The sequence below is a fragment of the Nesterenkonia sp. E16_10 genome, from assembly GCF_017347085.1.
In the GTDB taxonomy this organism is placed as follows: Bacteria; Actinomycetota; Actinomycetes; order Actinomycetales; family Micrococcaceae; genus Nesterenkonia.
Genome location: NZ_JADPSA010000004.1, coordinates 16,743 through 35,721 on the forward strand (window position 1 = coordinate 16,743; position 18,979 = coordinate 35,721).

The window sequence follows — 18,979 nt, forward strand, 5'->3', positions numbered from 1 at the left end:
TCAGCGGATGCCCTCATTGCGCAGCATCTGCTCCCAGGCCTCGGGCTGCGCGGCGGGATCGCCCTGGAACAGCACCACCGGGCGGCTCTGCGCCCAGGTCTGGAACATCTGCGCGAACAGCTCCTCGCCGGCCCAGCGGCCAATCCGCCAGTCCTGCAGGCTCGTCTCGACGGCGGTGCCGAGGACGAGGAGCCCGCCTCCTGCCGCAGCGCCGGACTCGGCCCCGGTGGTCGCTTCGGGGAGCGCGAGCGGCGGCAGCGGGGCCGGCAGCTGGTCCGGGTGCTGCCGGACCTCTGCAGAGATGTCCAGCGCCCAGGCAGGAAGCCGCTCTCCGGTGGACTCCTCGAAGGAGGCATCGAGCAGTCCGGGGGAGAGTGCCGCGAGCTCGGCCTCGCCGAGCTCAGACGCCAGCGGGCCGGCACCGGTCCACGCGCCGGGCCGGTCGGTGATGATCAATCCGGGTTCCAGCCCGGGTGCGGGGGGCACGGGGGCCTCGGCGTCGTCCTGCGCCGCTGCGGGGACGCTCAGCGTCGTTCTCCAGCCCAGGGCACCTGCGGCCAGCAGGACGGCGGCGGCCTTCCAGTGCGGGGCGGCGTCGACCAGCACCGGGGCATCCTCGTCGATCTCGGTCTCCTGGCTGAAAAGGCCGATCAGCTTGACCGCCCAGTTCTGCAGCACCCGTCCGGAGAGCTCCACCCGTCCCTGGTCCTCACCCGCTCCGTACCAGATCAGCGCGGGCTGCGGTCGGGACTCGAGCAGGTCCAGCAGGGCAGGGAAGGTCTGGGGTGCTTGGGCGGTCGAACCGCCGAGTGTGATCGGTGTCATAGTTTCTCTCCTGGGTCCGCCGCGCCTCGCGGCAAGCTGATTTTTCACGGCGTGTCGGGCGTGATCATGGGGTTGGCGGTCTGCTAGTGGCTACTTAAGTCGCTCACTTGACGGATCATTACTTACGCCAGTGTAATTAGGGGCAGTACACGCATGATCAACCTCGGGAGGCCCTTTGATGGGGAACGCAGAGCGGCTGGGCGCAGAACAGCCCGGCACCACGGCCACAGCCCGCAGGACGGGCCTCGAGGTTCCTGCTGATTGGTTCGTGGACCCTGCTGATCCTCAGGCTGCAGAGCGGCTGGAGCACGGCAAGACCCTCGAGGATCAGGCCACGGCCTTCCTCGCCGCCCATGAGGAGGCTGAACGCCGCTCCGAGGAGGACGCGGTGGTCACCAGCTCGTCGGTCACGGCTCTCAGTGAGGCGCCTTCCCGCCGCACTGAAGCCCCGGCCCACGAGCTGCCCGCCCGGGCGACTCCGGCCCCGGAGACCCAGTCCGCGGATTCGAGCCGGACCACCTGGCTGGGTCTGCCCGCACTGGTCCCGACCGAGGAGATCGAGGGTGAGCTCGCCTGGCAGGTCGATGCGCTCTGCGCCCAGACCGATCCGGAAGCCTTCTTCCCCGAGAAGGGCGGTTCCACTCGGGACGCCAAGAAGGTCTGCGGCGCCTGCAACGTGAAGCAGGAATGCCTGGAGTACGCACTGGGCAACGATGAGCGCTTCGGCATCTGGGGTGGACTCTCCGAGCGGGAGCGGCGCAAGCTGCGAAAGCGAGCGCTCTGATCAACGCTCATTCTGGCCCTCATATCGCCGCTGTCGTCCTGCACGACGGCGGCGATTTGTCGTCCGCTTCAGGAACCCCGGGCATCGACCTGGGCGAGTCCGGCACCGCGGTGCAGCGAACCCGGGAGGCACTGGCCGCGCAGACTCGGGCCCCGGATCACATCATCGAACTTTCCGCCGCCGGCTACCGCGGGGTCCAGGACCTCTCCCGGTCGCTGCGCTCCGGCCTGCTCGAAGACCGCCGCCAGGCTCGGGGGACGGCGAGCAAGGGCCCGGGCGGGACCAAGGTCACCCAGCTCTGGCGCAGCCTGGAGCGACAGCTCCCGGAGGGATTCAACCCGCGCCACCAGTGGCTCTGGATCCTGCCCGCCGGCACCGTACCCACGACCGATGCGCTGGAGCGGCTCGAAGAACGACTCTTCACCGTCAAGGACGAGGAGCATCACGGCCAGATCCAGCTGATCGGCGCCAAGCAGCTCACCGCCGAGATCCCGGAGCGGCTGGTCAACGTGGGTCTCTACAGCGCCCGCTCCGCCGAGGTGCTCACGGCCACCGAGCCCAAGGAGCTGGATCAGGGCCAATACGACGGCCGCGACGCGGTGCCCGCAGTCTCCGCAGAGGCCATGCTGGTCCACGCCCCGCTGTTCGGGGACCTCGGCGGCTTCGACCCGGGACTCAGCGGAGACTACGCCGCCGCGCAGTTCTGCCGCCGTGCCCGCGAGGTCGGCGCGCATATCGTCATCGAACCTGGCGCACGGGTGCTGCGCGAGGACCCGCCGCGCCGAGACGCCGTGCACCGGCTCGGCGGGGCGCTCTACCTTCCCGGTGGCCAGCGGGTCAGCCAGATCCGCCGTCGACTCACCGACGCCCATCCGCTCGCGATGCCGTTCCTCTGGCTCGGCATGTGGCTCGCCGCCCTGCTGCGTCTGATCGGGCTGACCGTGGTCAAGGCCCCCGACGCCGGGGCCGGCCAGTTCTTCGCCTCGCTGCGTGCGCTGCTGAACTGGGCGGCGATCGTGCACACGCGTCGATTCGCCACCCAGGGTCGTCGTGCTGTGCTGGCAAGGCTCGCCCGCGACCAACAGATCAGCTCCCCTGCCGAGCAGCTACGCCGCGGACGCCAGACCGAGGCGCGCATGCTGTGCAGCCCCGCCGAGGTCAGGGCCCAGCGCCGCTCGGCGATGACCGCGGAGACCGTCTCGGTCCCGCGCACCCGGTTCACCCCCGGCTTCTACGGCGAGCCCGAGGACACCGGGGAGCGTGAGAACAACGAGGACGCCCTGCTCGAGATCGGCGCCTCCGACGGCGAGTTCGACGAGATGCCCTCGCGCCGCTCCGGAGACCGGCTCGGGCTGTTCCTGATGCTGCTGGCCCTGGCCGGGGCGTCCCTGCTGGCTTTCCGCGACCTGCTCTCCGCCGAGGCGATCACCGGCGGTGCCGCACTGCCGGTGGCCGCCTCCCTGTTGGAGGTCTTCACCCATTCGGCGAGCTTCCTGGCCGCAGACAGCCTCGGAGCGCTCTCCGCCGCGGACCCGTTCAACCTGTTGCTGCTCGTCCTCTCCGCCCTGAGCTTCGGCCATGGGTCCGCAGTGCTGGTCTGGCTGTTGATCCTTGCGCTGCCGCTGAGCGCGCTCAGCGCCTGGTATGCCGCGGGCCTCTGGTCCACGAAGGCCTCCCGACGGGTGGTCTCGGCGCTGCTCTGGACCGCCATGCCCACCTTGCACATCGCTGTGGGAGAAGGTCGTATCGGAGCGGTTCTGGTCCACGTGCTGCTGCCGGTCGCGGTGGTGGCCACGGTCCGCGCGGTCGGCCGCGCCGCCGTCGGCCTGGGCGTCGCCGGAAGCTGGGAGTACGCCACCGGTGCCGCGCTGCTGCTGATGGTGCTCACCGCCGCCTCCCCGATGCTGCTTCCGCTGGTGGTGATCGTCGGCATCGTGCTCGCCTCGATCCTCGGTCGCCGAGGGCGCCCGCTGTGGCTGATTCCGCTGACCTCGCTGGCCGTGGCCGCACCGATGATCGCTTCCGCCGTGCTGCAGGGCAAGAACCTCGCAGCGGTGCTGGTCCACGAGCCAGGCCGCGCTCTGGCTGCCGACGCCGCCCCGCTGTGGCAGCAGCTGCTCGGCTTCTCGCGTGGCTTCGACCCTGCCGCCGGGCTGGCCTCCGCCGGAGCCGCCGGCTCCTGGCTGCCGGGCTACCTCGCCGGGGATTTCTGGAGTCTGCGCATGGCGCTGTTGATCGGGCTGCCGCTGCTGGTCATCGCACTGCTGGGGATCTTCACCGGCAGCCGCACCCGGCCGCTGCCGATCGTGGCCGGCACGCTGCTGCTCGCGGCCCTGGGTCTCTCAGCGCTGGTGGGTCTCCTGGCCGCCGGATCGGACGGCACCGTGGTGGTCAGCGGCAACCCGGGACCCGTGGTCTCGGTGATGCTGTTCTGCCTGCTCGCGGCCGGCATGGCCTCCCTGGACCGATTCCCGCTGGCCTTCCCCCGGGTGGGCGGCACCATCACCCCGGTCATCTCCACACTGCTGGTGCTGGCCATCGGCGCATCCCTGGTGCTGTTCTACAGCCCACGCGTGATTCCCGGAGCGACGCTGACCGGACAGCCGCTGACCGCGGTCAACGCCGCACCGACGCTCATCGAAGCCGGCTCGCTGCGTCAGCTCCCGGCCACCGCAGCGGATCAGGGCAGCGGCCCGGCACAGCTGCGCACGCTGGTGCTCTCCGCGGGCGATCCCGGTGTGATCGGCGAGCTGGTCTCCGGAGAGGGACGCACGCTGGACAAGTCCCGGGCGGTGACAGCCGCTGGAGACCTGCCGCTGTGGGCGCAGCCCGAGCGCGTCCCGAACCTGCTCGGCGGCTCCCGAGATGACGCCGGCCTCGCAGCCGAGCCTACGGCCGCGGTCTCGACGAGCATCGAGTTCACCGCCGCCGAGCAGCGCCTGGCCGCGCTGATCGCCTCGCTGATCACTCCCGGGGCGCTGGAGACCGAAGAGCTGATGGCAGAACTGGGGGTGGGCTACGTGCTCGTCGATCCCTCGGAGCCGTCGGTGCTCAGCGACGCCGTGGACACCGCTGCGGGACTCGCGCCGGTGGGCGTGACCGACCGTGGTGAACTGTGGCGCGCCGAGATCGACGAGGAGGCGCTGCTGCCCGCCGGGCCGGGCGTCTCCGGGGTCCCCACCAGCTGGGCGCGGATCGTGGACCCCCAGGGTGAGGTCCACGCGTTGCTGCCGAGCCGGTCACAGGCGCTCGACGTCGATCTGGCACGGGTCGCCGCCGAGGACGGATCCAGCCTGGATCTTGATCCGCAGACCGACTACCTGTTGGAGCTCTCCACCGAGCAGGCGCGCGGCTGGCGGGCCAGCTGGGACGGCCAGGCACTGGAGCCGGCAGCGGTGCAAGCCCAGGCTTCCGGGCAGACACCCGATGGATCAGCGTCCTGGATGCAGCGCTTCGAGCTGCCAGAAGAGGCGCTCACCGATACAGGTGCCGGGCTGGAAGGCCAGCTCAGCGCCGAGCACCGCAGCAGCTATCAGCTGCCGGTGCTGATCACCCTGAGCGTGTTCCTGCTGCTGGTGGCGCTGATCGCGCTTCCGCTGCCCCGCGGAAGCCGGATGCTGCCGGTGGCAGACACCGATGAGCTGGAGGGACGCCGAGGATGAGCGCCAAGAAGGTCAGGGTCAAGAAGCTCATCAAGGAGCAGCGCCAGGCGCGTCGACGCGCCATCCGGGACCAGGAGCGCGCTGCCACGCGGAAGGCCAAGCGAGACGCGGCGTCGGCCCGAACCGAGTTGAAGACCGAGGAGCAGCGGCTTCGCGCGGAGCGTCAGGCCGAGCGCCAGCAGCAGAAGTCCGAGCAGCGGCAGCGGAAGACCGAGCAGCGCCAGCGCCAGGACCAGGAACGCCAGCGGCGCGCGGAGCAGCAGAGGAATACGCCCGCAGCGTCTCCGGAGAACACCGCGACTTCGGCCGCCGTGCCTGCGTCCGTCACGACGTCGGATGCCGCGACGATTCCGGCCGCCGCCGAGGCGGCGCCAGGCGCCGCTGGGCCCCAGCCCCGTCCCGCGCGCACCCGGCGAGACCGACGTGGCGCGAAGTCCCGTGCCGCCGCCGTCGCCGTGACCGCGGGCGTCCTGGCCACCATGGTCGGATCCGTGGCGCTGGATGGACTCATGGACGGCCATTCCCAGACCGCCACCGGCGCACCCGGAGAGCCGCAGCCGGCCTCCGCAGCGCTGGGCGCCGCCTCCGTGACGGCTCCCCAGGCCGGCGCGACCTTCATCTGCCCGCCGCTGCCGGGTCAGCCCGATTCGCTGACCACCGATGGTCAGCTGGAGTACCGCGACCGGGACTCCTCGGCCGACTCACGCTTCTCCGCGGTGCTCTTCGCCACGGACCTCAACGGGTCCTTCCCCGACTCCTCGTGGGCTCAGCTGAACCAGGAGGGACGGATCAACGAAACGCCCGTCACCGAGGCCCCCGCGGCGGAATCCATTGACCCCGCGGAGTCCGCGGACGCCGGGCTGAGCCAGCGCGAGGCGGTCCACGAATCGGCCCTCGACGTCGCCCGGCCCCCGCTTCTGGAAGCCTCCGCGCCCCCCGATGGCGGTGCGCTCGCTGCCGCGGCGCTCTACGAGTACGAGGCCCAAGAGGGCCCGGTGGCCGGTCTCGCGGTCGGTCAGTGCACCGCGCCCGAGCGCGGCCAGTGGTTCTTGGGCCCGGAGGTCGCAGCCGGGTCCACCTCGTTGCTGACTCTGGCGAACCCCTTCGACCGCTCCGCCACGGTGGAGGTCACCAGTGTGGATTCCGACGGTGACCGCGGGGCCAGCGGGACGCGTTCCGTGGTGGTCCCTGGCCAGACGACTCGCTCCGTGAACATCGCCGGACTGGCCTCGGCCGGCTCGGATCTGGGGGTGCAGGTCCGATCTGCAGGAGCCCCGGTCACCGCCCAGCTGCAGTCCTCGCGCGCCGCGGGACTGACCGGCACGGGCGTGGAGTTCCTGCCTCGGCTGATCGCCCCGGGCACCGAACACCTGATGCCCGGTGTGCCCATCCCCGAAGGCGTCCCGGACTCGGCAGAGCAGGCGGATGAAGAGTCCACCACTCCGCCGGAGCTGTGGATCCACGTACCGGGCGACCAGGGCGCGACCGTGGAGCTGCAGGTCTTCGGCGAAGACGGCCAGCAGGTCATCGAGACACCAGGGGTCTTCACGGTCAACGGCGGTGAGATCGATGCGGTGAATCTGCGCGGACTCGAACCCGGTGTCAGCGACATCCGGGTGCGCACCGACGTCCCCGCCTACGTGGCGGTGCGCAGCGAGACCGAGACCGGCTCAGACTTCAGCTGGGCGGCTCCCGCCGCGGCGCTGGGGGAGGGCTCCGGCACCCCGCTGCCGCAGCTCGGTGAGACCGAGCTGCACCTGTTCGCCTCTACGGCCTCGGGCAGCATCGCCTACCGAGTGATGGACACGGAGGGAGAGTTCGGTCCCGAGCAGAGCATCGAGCTCCAGGCCGAGGGCGCGAGCCTGATCTCCGCCGAGGATCTGGCCGCCGCGGCACCCGAGGACGGTCAGGAGGCCGCGGCGATCGTGTTCGAGGATCCGCAGTTCGACGGCGAGGGCAGCGTCCACGCGACGATGGCCAGCACCACCGAGGAGGGCCGGTTCAGCCTGACCTCCGTCTCGCAGCTGCGCGGCGCCCAGGAACACGTCCCGGTGCGGCTGCTGCGCTGAGCACGCGCGGCGCAGACCATTGACAGCGGCCTCGGCGACTGTGGAGCATTCCCGATATGAGCTCCTCTGCTGCCGCGGCCGCTCCCTCCACGCAGTTCCTGCAGCGCCCGGAGGGGAAGATCGCCTACGACGTCGAAGGCAGCGGTCCGCTCCTGGTGCTCGTGCCCGGGATGGGCGAGCTGCGCTCCAGCTACCGGTTCCTGACCCCGGGACTGGTGCAGGCGGGCTACACCGTGGTGACCACGGATCTGCGAGGCCACGGGGAGAGTGACCCGAGCTTCTCCGCCTACGGCGATCTTGAGACCGCCTCCGACCTCAGTGAGCTGATCGACTCGCTCGGCGGTCCTGCGGTGATCATCGGCAACTCGCTCGCCGCCGGCGCCGGGGTGATCCTGGCCGCCGATCACCCGGAGCAGGTCAACGGGCTGGTGCTGCTGGGGCCCTTCGTGCGGAATCCGTCGGCCGGGCGGATCGGCCTGGCGATCTTCCGCGCGATGACCGCTCCGTTCTGGGTCGCGTCGATGTGGAAGTTCTATATGCCCACGCTGTACTCGGGGAGGAAGCCGGCGGACTTCACCGACTACCGCAACACGGTCATCGCCAGCCTGCGCCGCCCGGCCTATGCTCGGGCGTTCTCGCTCACCACTCGGCAGACCGACCATGCCCCGGCCGAGGCCCGGCTCCTGCAGGTCAGCGCTCCGGTGCTGGTGGTGATGGGAGAACGGGACCCCGACTTCAAGGACCCTGCGGCAGAGGCGCACTGGATCGGGGAGACGCTGAAGGCCGACGTCGTGATGGTGCCGCAGGCGGGACACTACCCGCAGTCACAGCAGCCCGAGCTCACCGGACACGCGATCATCAGGTTCCTGGAGCACATGGGGCCGCGGATCTGACACAGCGCGGGCCGCCGCGCCTGACCGGCGTGTGGGGGAGTGGTTGCTAGGGTGGTCTCTCGTGGATTCCTCGCGTCGATGCACCAGAAACAGCTGTGAGCGGCCTGCCGCCGCCACCCTGACCTATTCCTATAAGGACTCCACCGTGGTGGTGGGCCCGCTGAGCGTCTACGCGGAGCCGCACACCTACGATCTCTGCGACCGGCACGCGGCATCGGTCACCCCGCCGCGCGGCTGGGAGGTGTTGCGGCTGACCTTGTCCTCGGCGCCGAAGCAGGAGGATGACCTCCTGGCGCTGGCCGACGCCGTGCGCGAGTCTCCCGAGGTTCAGGCCGCCTGGGCGCTGGCCCAGGAGGCCCAGCGCGAGGCGGAGCAGTCGGGCCAGACGGACAGCTCATCCCAGGGGCCGACGGCCGAGCGCGGCCCCGCGCCGGAGCTGCCCACCCGCTCCACCCGTGAACGCATGGCACCACCGGTCCGCGCCGGGGGCCCCGGGATCTCCCGTGGCCATCTGCGGATGCTCGACGACTAAGTCGAGATAGAGTGACGTGCCAGAGACATCGGGAGGTCACGTGAGAACAGGTCCGCGCGCAGAGGCCATGCATATCGGCGAACTCGCCGAACGGACCGGCCTGTCCCTTCGGACCATCCGCCACTACGGCGACGTCGGCCTGCTGCCCGCCAGCGGGCGCACCGAGGGCGGTTTCAGGCTCTACAGCGAGGCGGATCAGCAGCGACTGATGCGGATCAAATACCTCAAGCCCCTGGGCTTCAGCCTCGAGGAGCTCACCGAGGTCGTCGCGCTGCTGGAGCTGGACTCCCTCGACGCCGAACAGCGTGAACGTGCCCAGGCCTCGCTGGACCACGTGGTGCGCGAGCGCGAGAAGCTCGCCGCCTACCTGCGTCAGGCGGACCTGTTGGCGGACCAGCTGCGCCACCAGCTCGACAGCTGAGCATCCACCTAGCTCCTGAGGCGTTGGTCACATGACTCGAACCCTACCCTAACGTTAGGGTAGGGTTTCTGTCGTGGCCGGTTGGAGCTCGTCTCACCGGTTCCTCCTTCTTCTCTGCGCAATGCCGCGCACTCACACCTCGCAAGCACGCCCATGGACACCGCCGTGTCCACAACCCGAGAACGGAGCCTCATGGCCCACACTCCCACAGCCGTCGCCGAGGAGCTGACCCCGGAACAGCGGCAGTCGGTGCTTCGCGCGCTGAGGTCCCCGCGGCTGCTCAAGACCGAGCTCCTGGCCGGGCTCGTCGTGGCGCTGGCCCTGATTCCCGAGGCCATCGCGTTCTCGATCATCGCCGGCGTGGACCCGCGGTACGGGCTCTTCGCCTCCTTCACCATGGCGGTCTCCATCGCCTTCCTCGGCGGGCGCCCCGCGATGATCTCCGCCGCCACTGCGGCCACCGCCCTGGTGATCGCCCCGCTGGTGGCAAGCCACGGCATCGAGTACCTCATCGCCACGGTCATCCTCGCAGGCGTCTTCCAGGTGCTGCTCGCGGTCCTGGGTGTGGCCAAGCTGATGCGCTTCATCCCGCGCTCCGTGATGGTGGGCTTCGTCAATGCCCTGGCGATCTTGATCTTCACCTCGCAGTTCCCCGACCTGATCGGGGTCCCCTGGCTGGTCTATCCCATGGTGGCGCTGGGTCTGGTGATCATCTATCTGTTGCCACGGATCACCTCAGCGGTCCCGGCGCCGCTGATCGCGATCGTTCTGCTCACCGTGCTGGCCGTGGTCTTCGCGCTCAACGTCCCCACCGTGGGAGACAAGGGCGAGCTGCCCCAGTCGATCCCGTCGCTGTTCATCCCGGACGTCCCCTTCACCCTGGAGACCTTCCAGATCATCGCCCCCTACGCCCTGGGCATGGCCGCCGTGGGACTCCTGGAGTCGCTGATGACCGCCAAGCTGGTCGACGATGTCACCGACACCCGCTCCGACAAGGTCCGCGAATCCTGGGGCCAGGGTGCCGCGAACATCATCACCGGCTTCTTCGGCGGCATGGGCGGCTGCGCGATGGTGGGTCAGACCATGATCAACGTGAAGGCCTCCGGAGCCCGCACTCGGATCTCCACCTTTATGGCCGGCATCTTCATCCTGATCCTCGCCGTCAGCCTCGGTGAGATCGTTGCCCTGATGCCGATGGCCGCGCTGGTCGCGGTGATGATCTTCGTCTCGGTGGCCACCTTCGACTGGCACAGCATCCAGCCCTCCACGCTGAAGATGATGCCCAAGTCCGAGACCGCGGTCATGCTGGTCACGGTGATTGCCACGGTGTGGACCCACAACCTGGCCATCGGCGTCGGCCTGGGTGTGCTCACCGCGATGGTGCTCTTCGCCCGCCGAGTGGCGCACCTGGCCACGGTGGAGCGCCGGATCGAGCAGCACTTCGGTGAAGAGATCGCAAAGTACGAGGTCACCGGCGAGCTGTTCTTCGCGTCTTCCAATGATCTCTACACCCAGTTCAACTACGCCGAGGATCCCGATCACGTGGTGATCGACATGTACAACTCCCATGTTTGGGATGCCTCCACCGTGGCCTCGCTGGATGCGATCACCGAGAAGTATTCCAAGTACGGCAAGCGGGTCGAGATCTCGGGCCTCAACACCGCCAGCGCCGCGCTGCACGGCAGGATGGCCGGCAACCTCGGCGCCGGTCACTGACCAGCCACTGACCAGCCCCGGGCCAGCCCCAGACCAGCCCCAGACCAGAAAGGCCTGACGGCACGCAGGGCCGGTGTCCTCGGATGACGACGCCGGCCCTCTGCCGTGCCCTGCGCGGTAGGCTGGGGCCATGCCCAGTGCCCAGCCCTCCGCCGCGTCGCACCCCGTCCCGGGGTCGGCCGCCGGCGCACTCTCCGAGACTCTGCTCAAGATCCTGCGCTGCCCGGTCAGTGGCAGCACCCTGCGCCAGGAAGGGGATCAGCTGATCTCCACGCGGGATCCCAGCCTGCGCTACCCGATCGAACGCGGCGTGCCGAGGCTCCTCGCCCCACGCTGAGCCCCAGCCAGAGCCAGAGCCAGAGCCTGAACCCAAGCCAGCGCCAGCCCGCCGGACGTGACCACGCACGGCATCAGACCTTTACCCCAGACTGCAGAAGGACTTCTATACCTATGAGTTTCGACTACCGCATCGCGGACATCACCTCACACGAAGCCGGTCGCCACCAGATCCGTCTGGCCGAGCACGAGATGCCCGGACTGATGTCCCTGCGCGCGGAGTATGGCGACTCCCAGCCGCTGGCCGGAGCCCGGATAGCCGGCTCGCTGCACATGACGGTGCAGACCGCCGTGCTGATCGAGACCCTCACCGCGCTGGGCGCCGAGGTCCGCTGGGCGAGCTGCAACATCTTCTCCACCCAGGACGAGGCGGCGGCCGCCGTCGTCGTCGGCCCGCACGGCACCCCGGAGGACCCGCAGGGCGTCCCGGTCTTCGCCTGGAAGAACGAGTCCCTCGAGGAGTACTGGTGGACCGCCAGCCAGATCTTCGCCTGGCCCGGCGTGGATGAGGACCCCACCGTGGGCGCGAACATGATCCTCGATGACGGCGCCGACGCCACCATGCTGGTGCACAAGGGCGTCGAGTTCGAGGCCGCCGGTGCGGTGCCCTCAGCGCAGGACTCCGACCCCGAGGAGTACCACTACGTGCTGGCCACGCTGCGCAAGTCCCTTCAGGAGAACCCGCAGCGCTGGACCGGGATCGCGAAGAACCTGCGCGGGGTCACCGAGGAGACCACCACCGGTGTGAACCGGCTGTATCAGTTCGCTCGCGAGGGCAAGCTGCTGTTCCCGGCGATCAACGTCAACGACTCGGTCACCAAGTCCAAGTTCGACAATAAGTACGGCGTGCGGCACTCGCTGCCCGACGGCATCATGCGCGCCACCGATGTGCTCATCGGCGGCAAGGTCTCCGTGATCTGCGGCTACGGCGATGTGGGCAAGGGCGCCGCCGAGGCGCTGCGCGGCCAGGGCTCCCGGGTGATCATCACCGAGATCGACCCGATCAACGCGCTGCAGGCCGCCATGGACGGCTACCAGGTCGCCCGCCTGGAAGACGTGCTGGAGACCGGTGACATCTTCATCACCACCACCGGCGGCAAGGACATCATCTCCGCCGAGGCGATGCAGAAGATGAAGAACAAGGCCATCGTCGGCAACGTCGGGCACTTCGACAACGAGGTGGACATCGCCGGCCTGGCCGCGATCCCCGGCGTGAAGAAGGTCGAGATCAAGCCCCAGGTCCACGAGTGGGTCATGCCCGCCGACGGCACCCGCGCCGAGGGCCACTCGATCATCCTGCTCTCCGAGGGCCGGCTGCTCAACCTGGGCAACGCCACCGGACACCCGAGCTTCGTGATGAGCTCCTCCTTCGCGAACCAGACCATCGCGCAGATCGAGCTCTTCGCCAAGACCGCTCCGGACTACACCGGGGAGGACCGCTACGAGACCGACGTCTACGTGCTGCCCAAGGTCCTCGACGAGAAGGTCGCCCGGCTGCACCTCGACGCGCTGGGCGCCCGGCTCACCGAGCTCTCCAAGGACCAGGCCGACTACCTCGGGGTGGACGTGGCCGGACCCTATAAGCCCGAGCACTACCGGTACTGATCCGCATGTACCGCTGGAGACTCACCGCGGCCCTGGTCCTGCTGGGCCTTGCGGTGGTCTCCCCGGTGCTGTTGCTCGATTGGAACGACGACGGCGCGCCCGCCAGCTTCTGGCTGATGGGCGCGCCGTTCGTCTGTGGTCTCATCGGGGCAGCGCTGGCACTCTGGGGGCGCAGCGTGGGACTGGCCGTGGTGAGCGCCTTCCTGGGCTTCTTCTCGCTGCCGGCGTGGATCTTCGCCGCGTATCTTGTCGAGGCCATGACCCGGTGATCACGCTCAGCCGCTCCAGGGGCTCTCGATCCCGATGTACTGGGTGCTGGTGTACTCGGCGAGTCCCTCCGCCCCGCCCTCGCGGCCCAGCCCGGACTGCTTGACCCCGCCGAAGGGTGCCGCGGCGTTGGAGATCACCCCGACGTTGAGGCCGAGCAGGCCGAAGTCGATCCGGTCCCCGATCCGCAGGCCGCGAGAGATGTTCTCGGTGAACACATAGGAGGCCAGCCCGTATTCGGTGGCGTTGGCCATCGCCACCGCCTCATCCTCGCTGCCGAAGGTCAGCACCGGCGCCACAGGTCCGAAGATCTCCTCCTTGACCACCCGGGAATCGGGGGAGACGTTGCGCAGCAGCGTGGGCGCGAAGAAATGTCCCGGACCCTCCACCACGCCTCCGCCGAGGACCACCTCGGCTCCGCGGTGCACCGCGTCCTCGACCAGCTCCGCCACCGAGGCGCAGGCCTTCGCGTCGATCAGCGGGCCGACGTCGACCCCTTCCTCGAGCCCGGAACCGACCTTCAGGGCGGACATGCGCTGCGCGAGCTTCGCCGTGAACTCCTCCGCCACCGATTCGTGGACCAGGATCCGATTGGCCGCGGTGCAGGCCTCGCCCATATTGCGCATCTTCGCGGCCAACGCCCCGGCCACGGCCTTGTCCAGGTCCGCATCCTCGAACACGATCAGCGGCCCGTTGCCGCCGAGCTCCATGGAGGTGCGCAGCACATTCTCGGTGGCCTGCCGCATCAGGTGCTTGCCCACCGCGGTGGACCCGGTGAAGGAGATCTTGCGCAGCCGCGGGTCGGCCAGCAGCGGCTCGGAGACCGCGGCGGGGGTGTCGGTGGGCAGCACGTTGAGCACCCCGGCGGGCAGTCCGGCCTCGACCAGCAGCGCGGTGAGGTACAGCATGGTCAGCGGGGTCAACGCGGCAGGTTTGAGGATCATCGTGCACCCGGCGGCGAGGGCTGGGGCGACCTTCCGGGTGGCCATCGCCAGCGGGAAGTTCCACGGGGTGATCAGCAGGCACGGGCCGACCGGCTTGCGGGTGACCAGCATCCGCAGGGTCCCCTCCGGGGTGTCGGAGTAGCGGCCGTGATCGCGCACCGCCTCCTCGGAGAACCAGCGCAGGAACTCCCCGCCATAGACGACCTCACCCTGGGACTGGACCAGGGGCTTGCCCATCTCGAGGGTCATCAGCAGCGCCAGCTGCTCGGCGTGGTCCTGCACCAGGTCGAATCCGCGCCGCAGGATCTCCGCGCGCCGCCGTGACGGGGTCCGGCCCCAGGAGTCCTGCGCCGAGGCGGCGGCATCCATCGCGGCCCGGGCATCGGCGGCGCCCGCGGAGGCCACGCTGGCCAGGGTCTCCTCGGTGGCGGGGTTCTTCACCGCGAAGCGGGCCCCGGAGCTGGCCTGACGCCACTGCCCGTCGAGGAACAGGCCGGTGGGGGTCTCGGTGAGCAGCGCATCCAGGCGCTGTGGCGATACGTCCATGGTTCAGACCGCCGCCGCCGCGACGCTGTGCCGGCGCAGCGCGCCCTCGAGCACGTCGAGGGCCTCGCTGAGCAGCTCCTCGCTGATCACCAGCGGCGGCAGCAGCCGCAGGACATTGCCGTAGGTGCCGCAGGTCAGCACCAGGACGCCCTGGGCCAGACAGTCCGCCGCCACGGCTCGAGTCGTCTCCGGGTCCGGCACGGTGCTGCCCGAGCGGACCAGTTCGATCGCCAGCATCGCGCCGCGACCCCGGATATCGCCGATCGGGCCCTCCGCGGTGCCCAGCTCATCGGCCAGGGCGCGCAGCCGGGGCAGCACCAGGGCCTCGATGGCTCGAGCCCGTCCGGGCAGGTCGTGCTCTTCCATGGTCTTGATCGCCGCCAGGGCTGCGGCGCAGGCCACCGGGTTTCCTCCGTAGGTGCCGCCGAGGCCGCCGGGGTGCACGGCGTCGAGCAGCTCCGCCCGCCCGGTGACTGCCGAGAGCGGCATTCCTCCGGCGATCCCCTTGGCCATGGTGATCAGGTCCGGGACGACGCCCTCGTGCTCGGAGGCGAACCAGTCCCCGGTGCGGCAGAACCCCGACTGGACCTCGTCGGCGATGAACACGACCCCGTGTTCGCGCGCCCACTCGGACAGGGTGGGCAGGAACCCCTCGGCGGGAACGATGAATCCGCCCTCACCCTGGATGGGTTCGATCAGGATCGCGGCGATGGAGCTGGCGCCGATCTGTTTCTCCATCTGATCGATCGCCCGCTTCGCCGCGGTCTTGCCGCTGATCTTCGGGTGCGCGTCGCGGTAGGGGTAGCTCATCGGCATCCGGTAGACCTCCGGGGCGAAGGGCCCGAAGTTGGTCTTGTACGGCATGGACTTCGCGGTCAGCGCCATGGTGAGGTTGGTGCGCCCGTGGTAGGCGTGGTCGAAGGCCACCACGGCCTGCCGGCCCGTGGCGAGCCGGGCGATCTTCACCGCGTTCTCCACCGCCTCCGCGCCGGAGTTGAACAGCACGGTGTGCTTGGCGTGATCCCCGGGGGTCAGTCGGGCCAGCTCCTCGGCGACCTCGATGTAGCCCTCATAGGGGGTCACCATGAAACAGGTGTGCGTGAAGTGCGCCACCTGCTCGGCCACCGCGGCGACGACGGCGGGGGCGCTGGCTCCCACGGAGGTCACCGCGATCCCCGAGCCCAGGTCCACGAAGCTGTTGCCGTCCACGTCGCGGATCACCGCGCCGTCGGCGTCGGCGACGTAGACCGGCATCACGGAGACCGCGCTGGCGGCCACCGCGGCGGCTCGGCGCTGGGCCAGCCGTTTCGAGGCGGGGCCCGGGACCTCGGTGAGCAGCTCACGGCGCTGCGGGAGCCGGGTGGGCAGCGCCGAGAGCGCAGGGGGCGCGACGTGGCTGGTGCTGGTGGAGTCGGTCATCGGGGTCTGCCTTTCGTAGGAGGTGCGGGAGCGGAGCAGTCGCCTCAGCGGGGCCCGGGGCGCAGGTCGCCTGGGTGCTGGACCGGCTCAGAGTCGGGGGGTCAGCGGGGGTTCGGTGCGGCGGGAGCCGGTGGCTTCGAAGGCTGCCGCGATGCGCAGCAGCCGGGCGTCGTCGTAGGTGCGGCCGGCGAAGGTCAGCCCCACCGGCATCGAGGTGTCCCTCATGGTGCCCATGGGCACCGTCACGGTGGGGATCCCCAGGTGGCGCCAGACCAGATTCCCGTTCGCGACCCAGACCCCGTTGCGCCAGGCCAGATCGGCGGAGTCCACCGAGCGATCGGCGTCGGCGGGTCCGACGTCGGCCACCGCGGGGAAGGCGATGACGTCGAAGCCGTGCTGGTCCATCCATCGGTCGAAGTCCAGCTCGCGGGTGCGCAGCAGCCCCTCGATACCCTCCTGCATCCAGGGCAGGTGCCTGAGCTGCAGGTCCGGGTGGGTGCGCACCAGATCCGGCAGGCTCGCAATGTCATCCTCGAAGCCGTCATAGCGGTCCGGCAGAGCTGAAGGAGGAGCGGGGAAGATCTCGCGGCCGTCGACCCGGACCAGGCTGTGCAGCGCTGGATCGGCGTTGGCGGCCAGGAAGTCCTCACAGGCCCAGGCCGAGAGCAGCCCCACCTCCTGGCGCAGATACTCCGCCGGGACCAGGCCCCGGGTGGCGATGCTCGGCGCCCCGGGCCGGTCTCCCTCGTAGTTCGAGACCACCGGCAGGTCACTGGGAGTCAGCGTGGCGCCGGCTGCGGTGAGGCTGGCCGCGGCGGCCCGCCACAGCTCGAGCACCGAGGCGCGTGGGATCACCGGGCGGCCGGTGGATCCGCCGATGCCCGTGATGCACTCGGGGGAGGGCGGGGCGGTCCCCGCCTCGGGGTCCTCGCCCAGATACATCCGGGGTGCCCCGATGTGCAGCCCGGCGAGCGCCTCGCGGGCAGCCGCAGGATCCGAGACGGCCAGGGCGGTGTAGGAGGCCGGGCGCAGCTCGGAGACCGGGGGCAGCGGGTGCCAAGGCTGGGTCCGCCAGAAGTCCCCGCGCGGCTGCGGGTCCTCGGCCACGATCACCTCCAGGACCTCGAGCAGGTCGGGCATCGTGCGGGTATGCGGCACGACGACGTCCATGGTGGGCACCAGCGGCCAGTTGCCCCGCATCGAGATCAGGCCCCAGGACGGGGTATAGGCGCAGAGCGCGTTGTTCGACGCCGGGGCCCGCCCCGAGGACCAGGTCTCCTCGGCCAGCCCGAAGCTGGCGAAGCTGGCCGCCGTGGCGGTGCCGGAGCCGTTGGAGGACCCGGAGCCGAAGGCCGAGGTCAGATATGCCGGGTTATAGGGGCTCTCGGCCCGGCCATAGAGGCCGCGCTGCATGCCCCCATTGGCCAATGGAGGCATGTTGGTGAGCCCCAGCAGGATCGCACCGGCGCCGCGCAGCCGCTCCACCACGAAGCAGTCCCCGCTGGCCATCAGGTCCGCGAACGCCGGGGAGCCCGCGGCGACGCTGAGACCGGTCACCCGGTAGCTGTCCTTGGCGGTGTAGGGAATCCCGTCAAGGGCCCCGCGCAGCTGACCTGCGGTGCGGCGAGCGTCGGAGGCGCGGGCCTCCTCCAGGGCAGCGGGATTCATCACGACCAGGGCGTTGAGCCCTGGGCCCTGCCGATCCTCCCGCCGGTCGTAGGCCTTGATCCGGTCCAGGTAGGCCTGCACCAGCTGTTCGCTGGTGACGATGCCCTGCTCCAGCGCCGCGCGCAGCTCGGCGATGCTGGCCTCGACGACGTCGAAGCCCGCCTCGCTGGGCGCAGATCGGCTCGCTGGGGAGCCGCTCATCGGGCCGGGTCTCCGGGAAGCAGGTCCAGGGGTGCGGCGGGGTTCACCGCGGCGGGCTGCTGCTGGGTGATGCAGTGGATGCCTCCGCCGAAGCGCAGGATGTCCCGGGCGTCGAGAAGCTCGATGCGCCGATCGGGGTAGGCCTGGGCGAGGATCGCCGCGGCCTCCTCGTCGGCGGGGTCGTCGTAGGCGCAGAGCAGCACCACCCCGTTGGCCACGTAGTGGTTGATATAGGTCCAGTCCACATGCTCGCCGTCGTCGAGGATGGTCGCCGGCGCCGGGACGTCGATGATCTCGAAGGGCTCTCCGGCGGCGTCGCGCGCGGTCTCCAGGAAGCCGCGCAGCTCACGGGTGACCGCATGGTCCGGGTGCGCCGGGTCGTCCTGGCGGTGCAGCAGGACGCTTCCGGAGGGGGTGAAGGCCGCGAACATGTCCACATGGCCACGGGTGCCGAACTCCGCATAGTCCCGGGTCAGTCCGCGCGGGAACCAGACGGCGTGGGTGGTGCCCAGCGCGGAGTGCAGCTCGGCCTCGATCTGGGCGTGGGACATCCCGGGGTTGCGGCCCCGATCGCGCTGGACCGTCTCGGTCAGCAGCACCGTGCCGCGCCCATCGACGTGGAAGGCGCCGCCCTCGTTGACCAGCCGACTGGTGACCCGCACGGCACCGGTGGCGGCGGTGACCGCGGCGGCGATGTGCTCGTCCCGGTTCCAGCTGGCCCAGCTCTGGGCGCCCCAGCCGTTGAACACCCAGTCCACCGCGGCGAGCTCGCCGTCGGAGCGGTGGACGAATGTCGGTCCGATGTCGCGCATCCAGGCGTCGTCCAGCGGCAGCGGCCGCAGCGTGACCGTGTCACCGAGCAGCTCCTGGGCCGCGGTGAGATCCATCGGGGCCACCACCACGGTGACCGGTTCATGCTCGGCGATCAGCTTCGCGACCCGGACCCAGGCCGCCCGGGCGGCGTCGAGGGTGGCGGATCCGGGTGCGCCGAAGGTCGCGTTGGCGGGCGGGAACGCCATCCAGGTGCGCTCATGCGGCGCCCATTCCGGGGGCATCCGCAGATCGAGGTGGGGGGAGGAGGTCATGGGGCT

Annotated in this window: 15 protein-coding genes; 10 read left to right on the forward strand and 5 right to left on the reverse strand. The window is 70.2% G+C overall.

The window, feature by feature from the left end; all coding sequences use genetic code 11:
* The gene (locus I2487_RS02465; RefSeq protein ID WP_207169559.1) at positions 1-825 is read right to left on the reverse strand and encodes a TIGR03089 family protein; all 825 of its coding nucleotides are present in this window, start codon (positions 823-825) and stop codon (positions 1-3) included.
* Positions 826-1,003: 178 nt separating this feature from the next.
* Here I2487_RS02465 and I2487_RS02470 point away from each other — a divergent pair, with 178 nt between their 5' ends.
* From I2487_RS02470 to I2487_RS02515, 10 genes are all read left to right on the forward strand, one after another.
* Positions 1,004-1,609: a WhiB family transcriptional regulator gene (locus I2487_RS02470; RefSeq protein WP_207169558.1), complete on the forward strand. Its 606-nt coding sequence runs from the start codon at positions 1,004-1,006 to the stop codon at positions 1,607-1,609.
* A 56-nt stretch (positions 1,610-1,665) separates the two neighbouring features.
* A complete protein-coding gene (locus I2487_RS02475; RefSeq protein ID WP_207169557.1) occupies positions 1,666-5,271 on the forward strand; it encodes a glycosyltransferase family 2 protein in 3,606 nt (1,201 codons plus the stop codon).
* Positions 5,268-7,340: a DUF5719 family protein gene (locus tag I2487_RS02480; RefSeq protein WP_207169556.1), complete on the forward strand. Its 2,073-nt coding sequence runs from the start codon at positions 5,268-5,270 to the stop codon at positions 7,338-7,340. The genes I2487_RS02475 and I2487_RS02480 overlap by 4 nt, the downstream gene beginning before the upstream one ends.
* A gap of 56 nt (positions 7,341-7,396) precedes the next feature.
* On the forward strand, positions 7,397-8,233 hold the full coding sequence (locus tag I2487_RS02485) for an alpha/beta fold hydrolase (protein ID WP_207169555.1): 837 nt from the start codon (positions 7,397-7,399) through the stop codon (positions 8,231-8,233).
* Between the two features lie 61 nt (positions 8,234-8,294).
* Positions 8,295-8,765 carry a DUF3499 family protein gene (locus I2487_RS02490; protein ID WP_207169554.1) on the forward strand — a complete coding sequence of 157 codons (471 nt, stop codon included), beginning with the start codon at positions 8,295-8,297 and terminating at the stop codon, positions 8,763-8,765.
* Positions 8,766-8,805: 40 nt separating this feature from the next.
* A complete protein-coding gene (locus I2487_RS02495; protein ID WP_518523688.1) occupies positions 8,806-9,186 on the forward strand; it encodes a MerR family transcriptional regulator in 381 nt (126 codons plus the stop codon).
* A gap of 192 nt (positions 9,187-9,378) precedes the next feature.
* A complete protein-coding gene (locus I2487_RS02500) occupies positions 9,379-10,902 on the forward strand; it encodes a SulP family inorganic anion transporter (protein ID WP_255545875.1) in 1,524 nt (507 codons plus the stop codon).
* 130 nt (positions 10,903-11,032) lie between these two features.
* Positions 11,033-11,239 carry a Trm112 family protein gene (locus I2487_RS02505; RefSeq protein WP_207169552.1) on the forward strand — a complete coding sequence of 69 codons (207 nt, stop codon included), beginning with the start codon at positions 11,033-11,035 and terminating at the stop codon, positions 11,237-11,239.
* A gap of 113 nt (positions 11,240-11,352) precedes the next feature.
* Positions 11,353-12,843, forward strand: coding sequence for an adenosylhomocysteinase (gene ahcY / locus I2487_RS02510; protein ID WP_207169551.1), 1,491 nt, complete (start codon positions 11,353-11,355; stop codon positions 12,841-12,843).
* A 5-nt stretch (positions 12,844-12,848) separates the two neighbouring features.
* A complete protein-coding gene (locus tag I2487_RS02515; protein ID WP_207169550.1) occupies positions 12,849-13,112 on the forward strand; it encodes a hypothetical protein in 264 nt (87 codons plus the stop codon).
* A gap of 6 nt (positions 13,113-13,118) precedes the next feature.
* Here I2487_RS02515 and I2487_RS02520 read toward each other — a convergent pair whose 3' ends face one another.
* The 4 genes from I2487_RS02520 to I2487_RS02535 all read right to left on the reverse strand — a co-directional run bounded on the left by I2487_RS02520 (position 13,119) and on the right by I2487_RS02535 (position 18,973).
* Positions 13,119-14,600, reverse strand: coding sequence for an NAD-dependent succinate-semialdehyde dehydrogenase (locus I2487_RS02520; protein WP_207169549.1), 1,482 nt, complete (start codon positions 14,598-14,600; stop codon positions 13,119-13,121).
* A 3-nt stretch (positions 14,601-14,603) separates the two neighbouring features.
* Complete coding sequence (gene gabT, locus I2487_RS02525) at positions 14,604-16,019, reverse strand: 4-aminobutyrate--2-oxoglutarate transaminase (RefSeq protein WP_207169548.1); 1,416 nt, start codon at positions 16,017-16,019, stop codon at positions 14,604-14,606.
* Between the two features lie 87 nt (positions 16,020-16,106).
* Entirely contained in the window at positions 16,107-17,888 is a 1,782-nt protein-coding gene (locus tag I2487_RS02530; protein ID WP_207169547.1) for an amidase, read from the reverse strand.
* Complete coding sequence (locus I2487_RS02535; RefSeq protein ID WP_255545876.1) at positions 17,885-18,973, reverse strand: agmatine deiminase family protein; 1,089 nt, start codon at positions 18,971-18,973, stop codon at positions 17,885-17,887. The genes I2487_RS02530 and I2487_RS02535 overlap by 4 nt, the downstream gene beginning before the upstream one ends.
* Between the last annotated feature and the right edge of the window lie 6 nt (positions 18,974-18,979).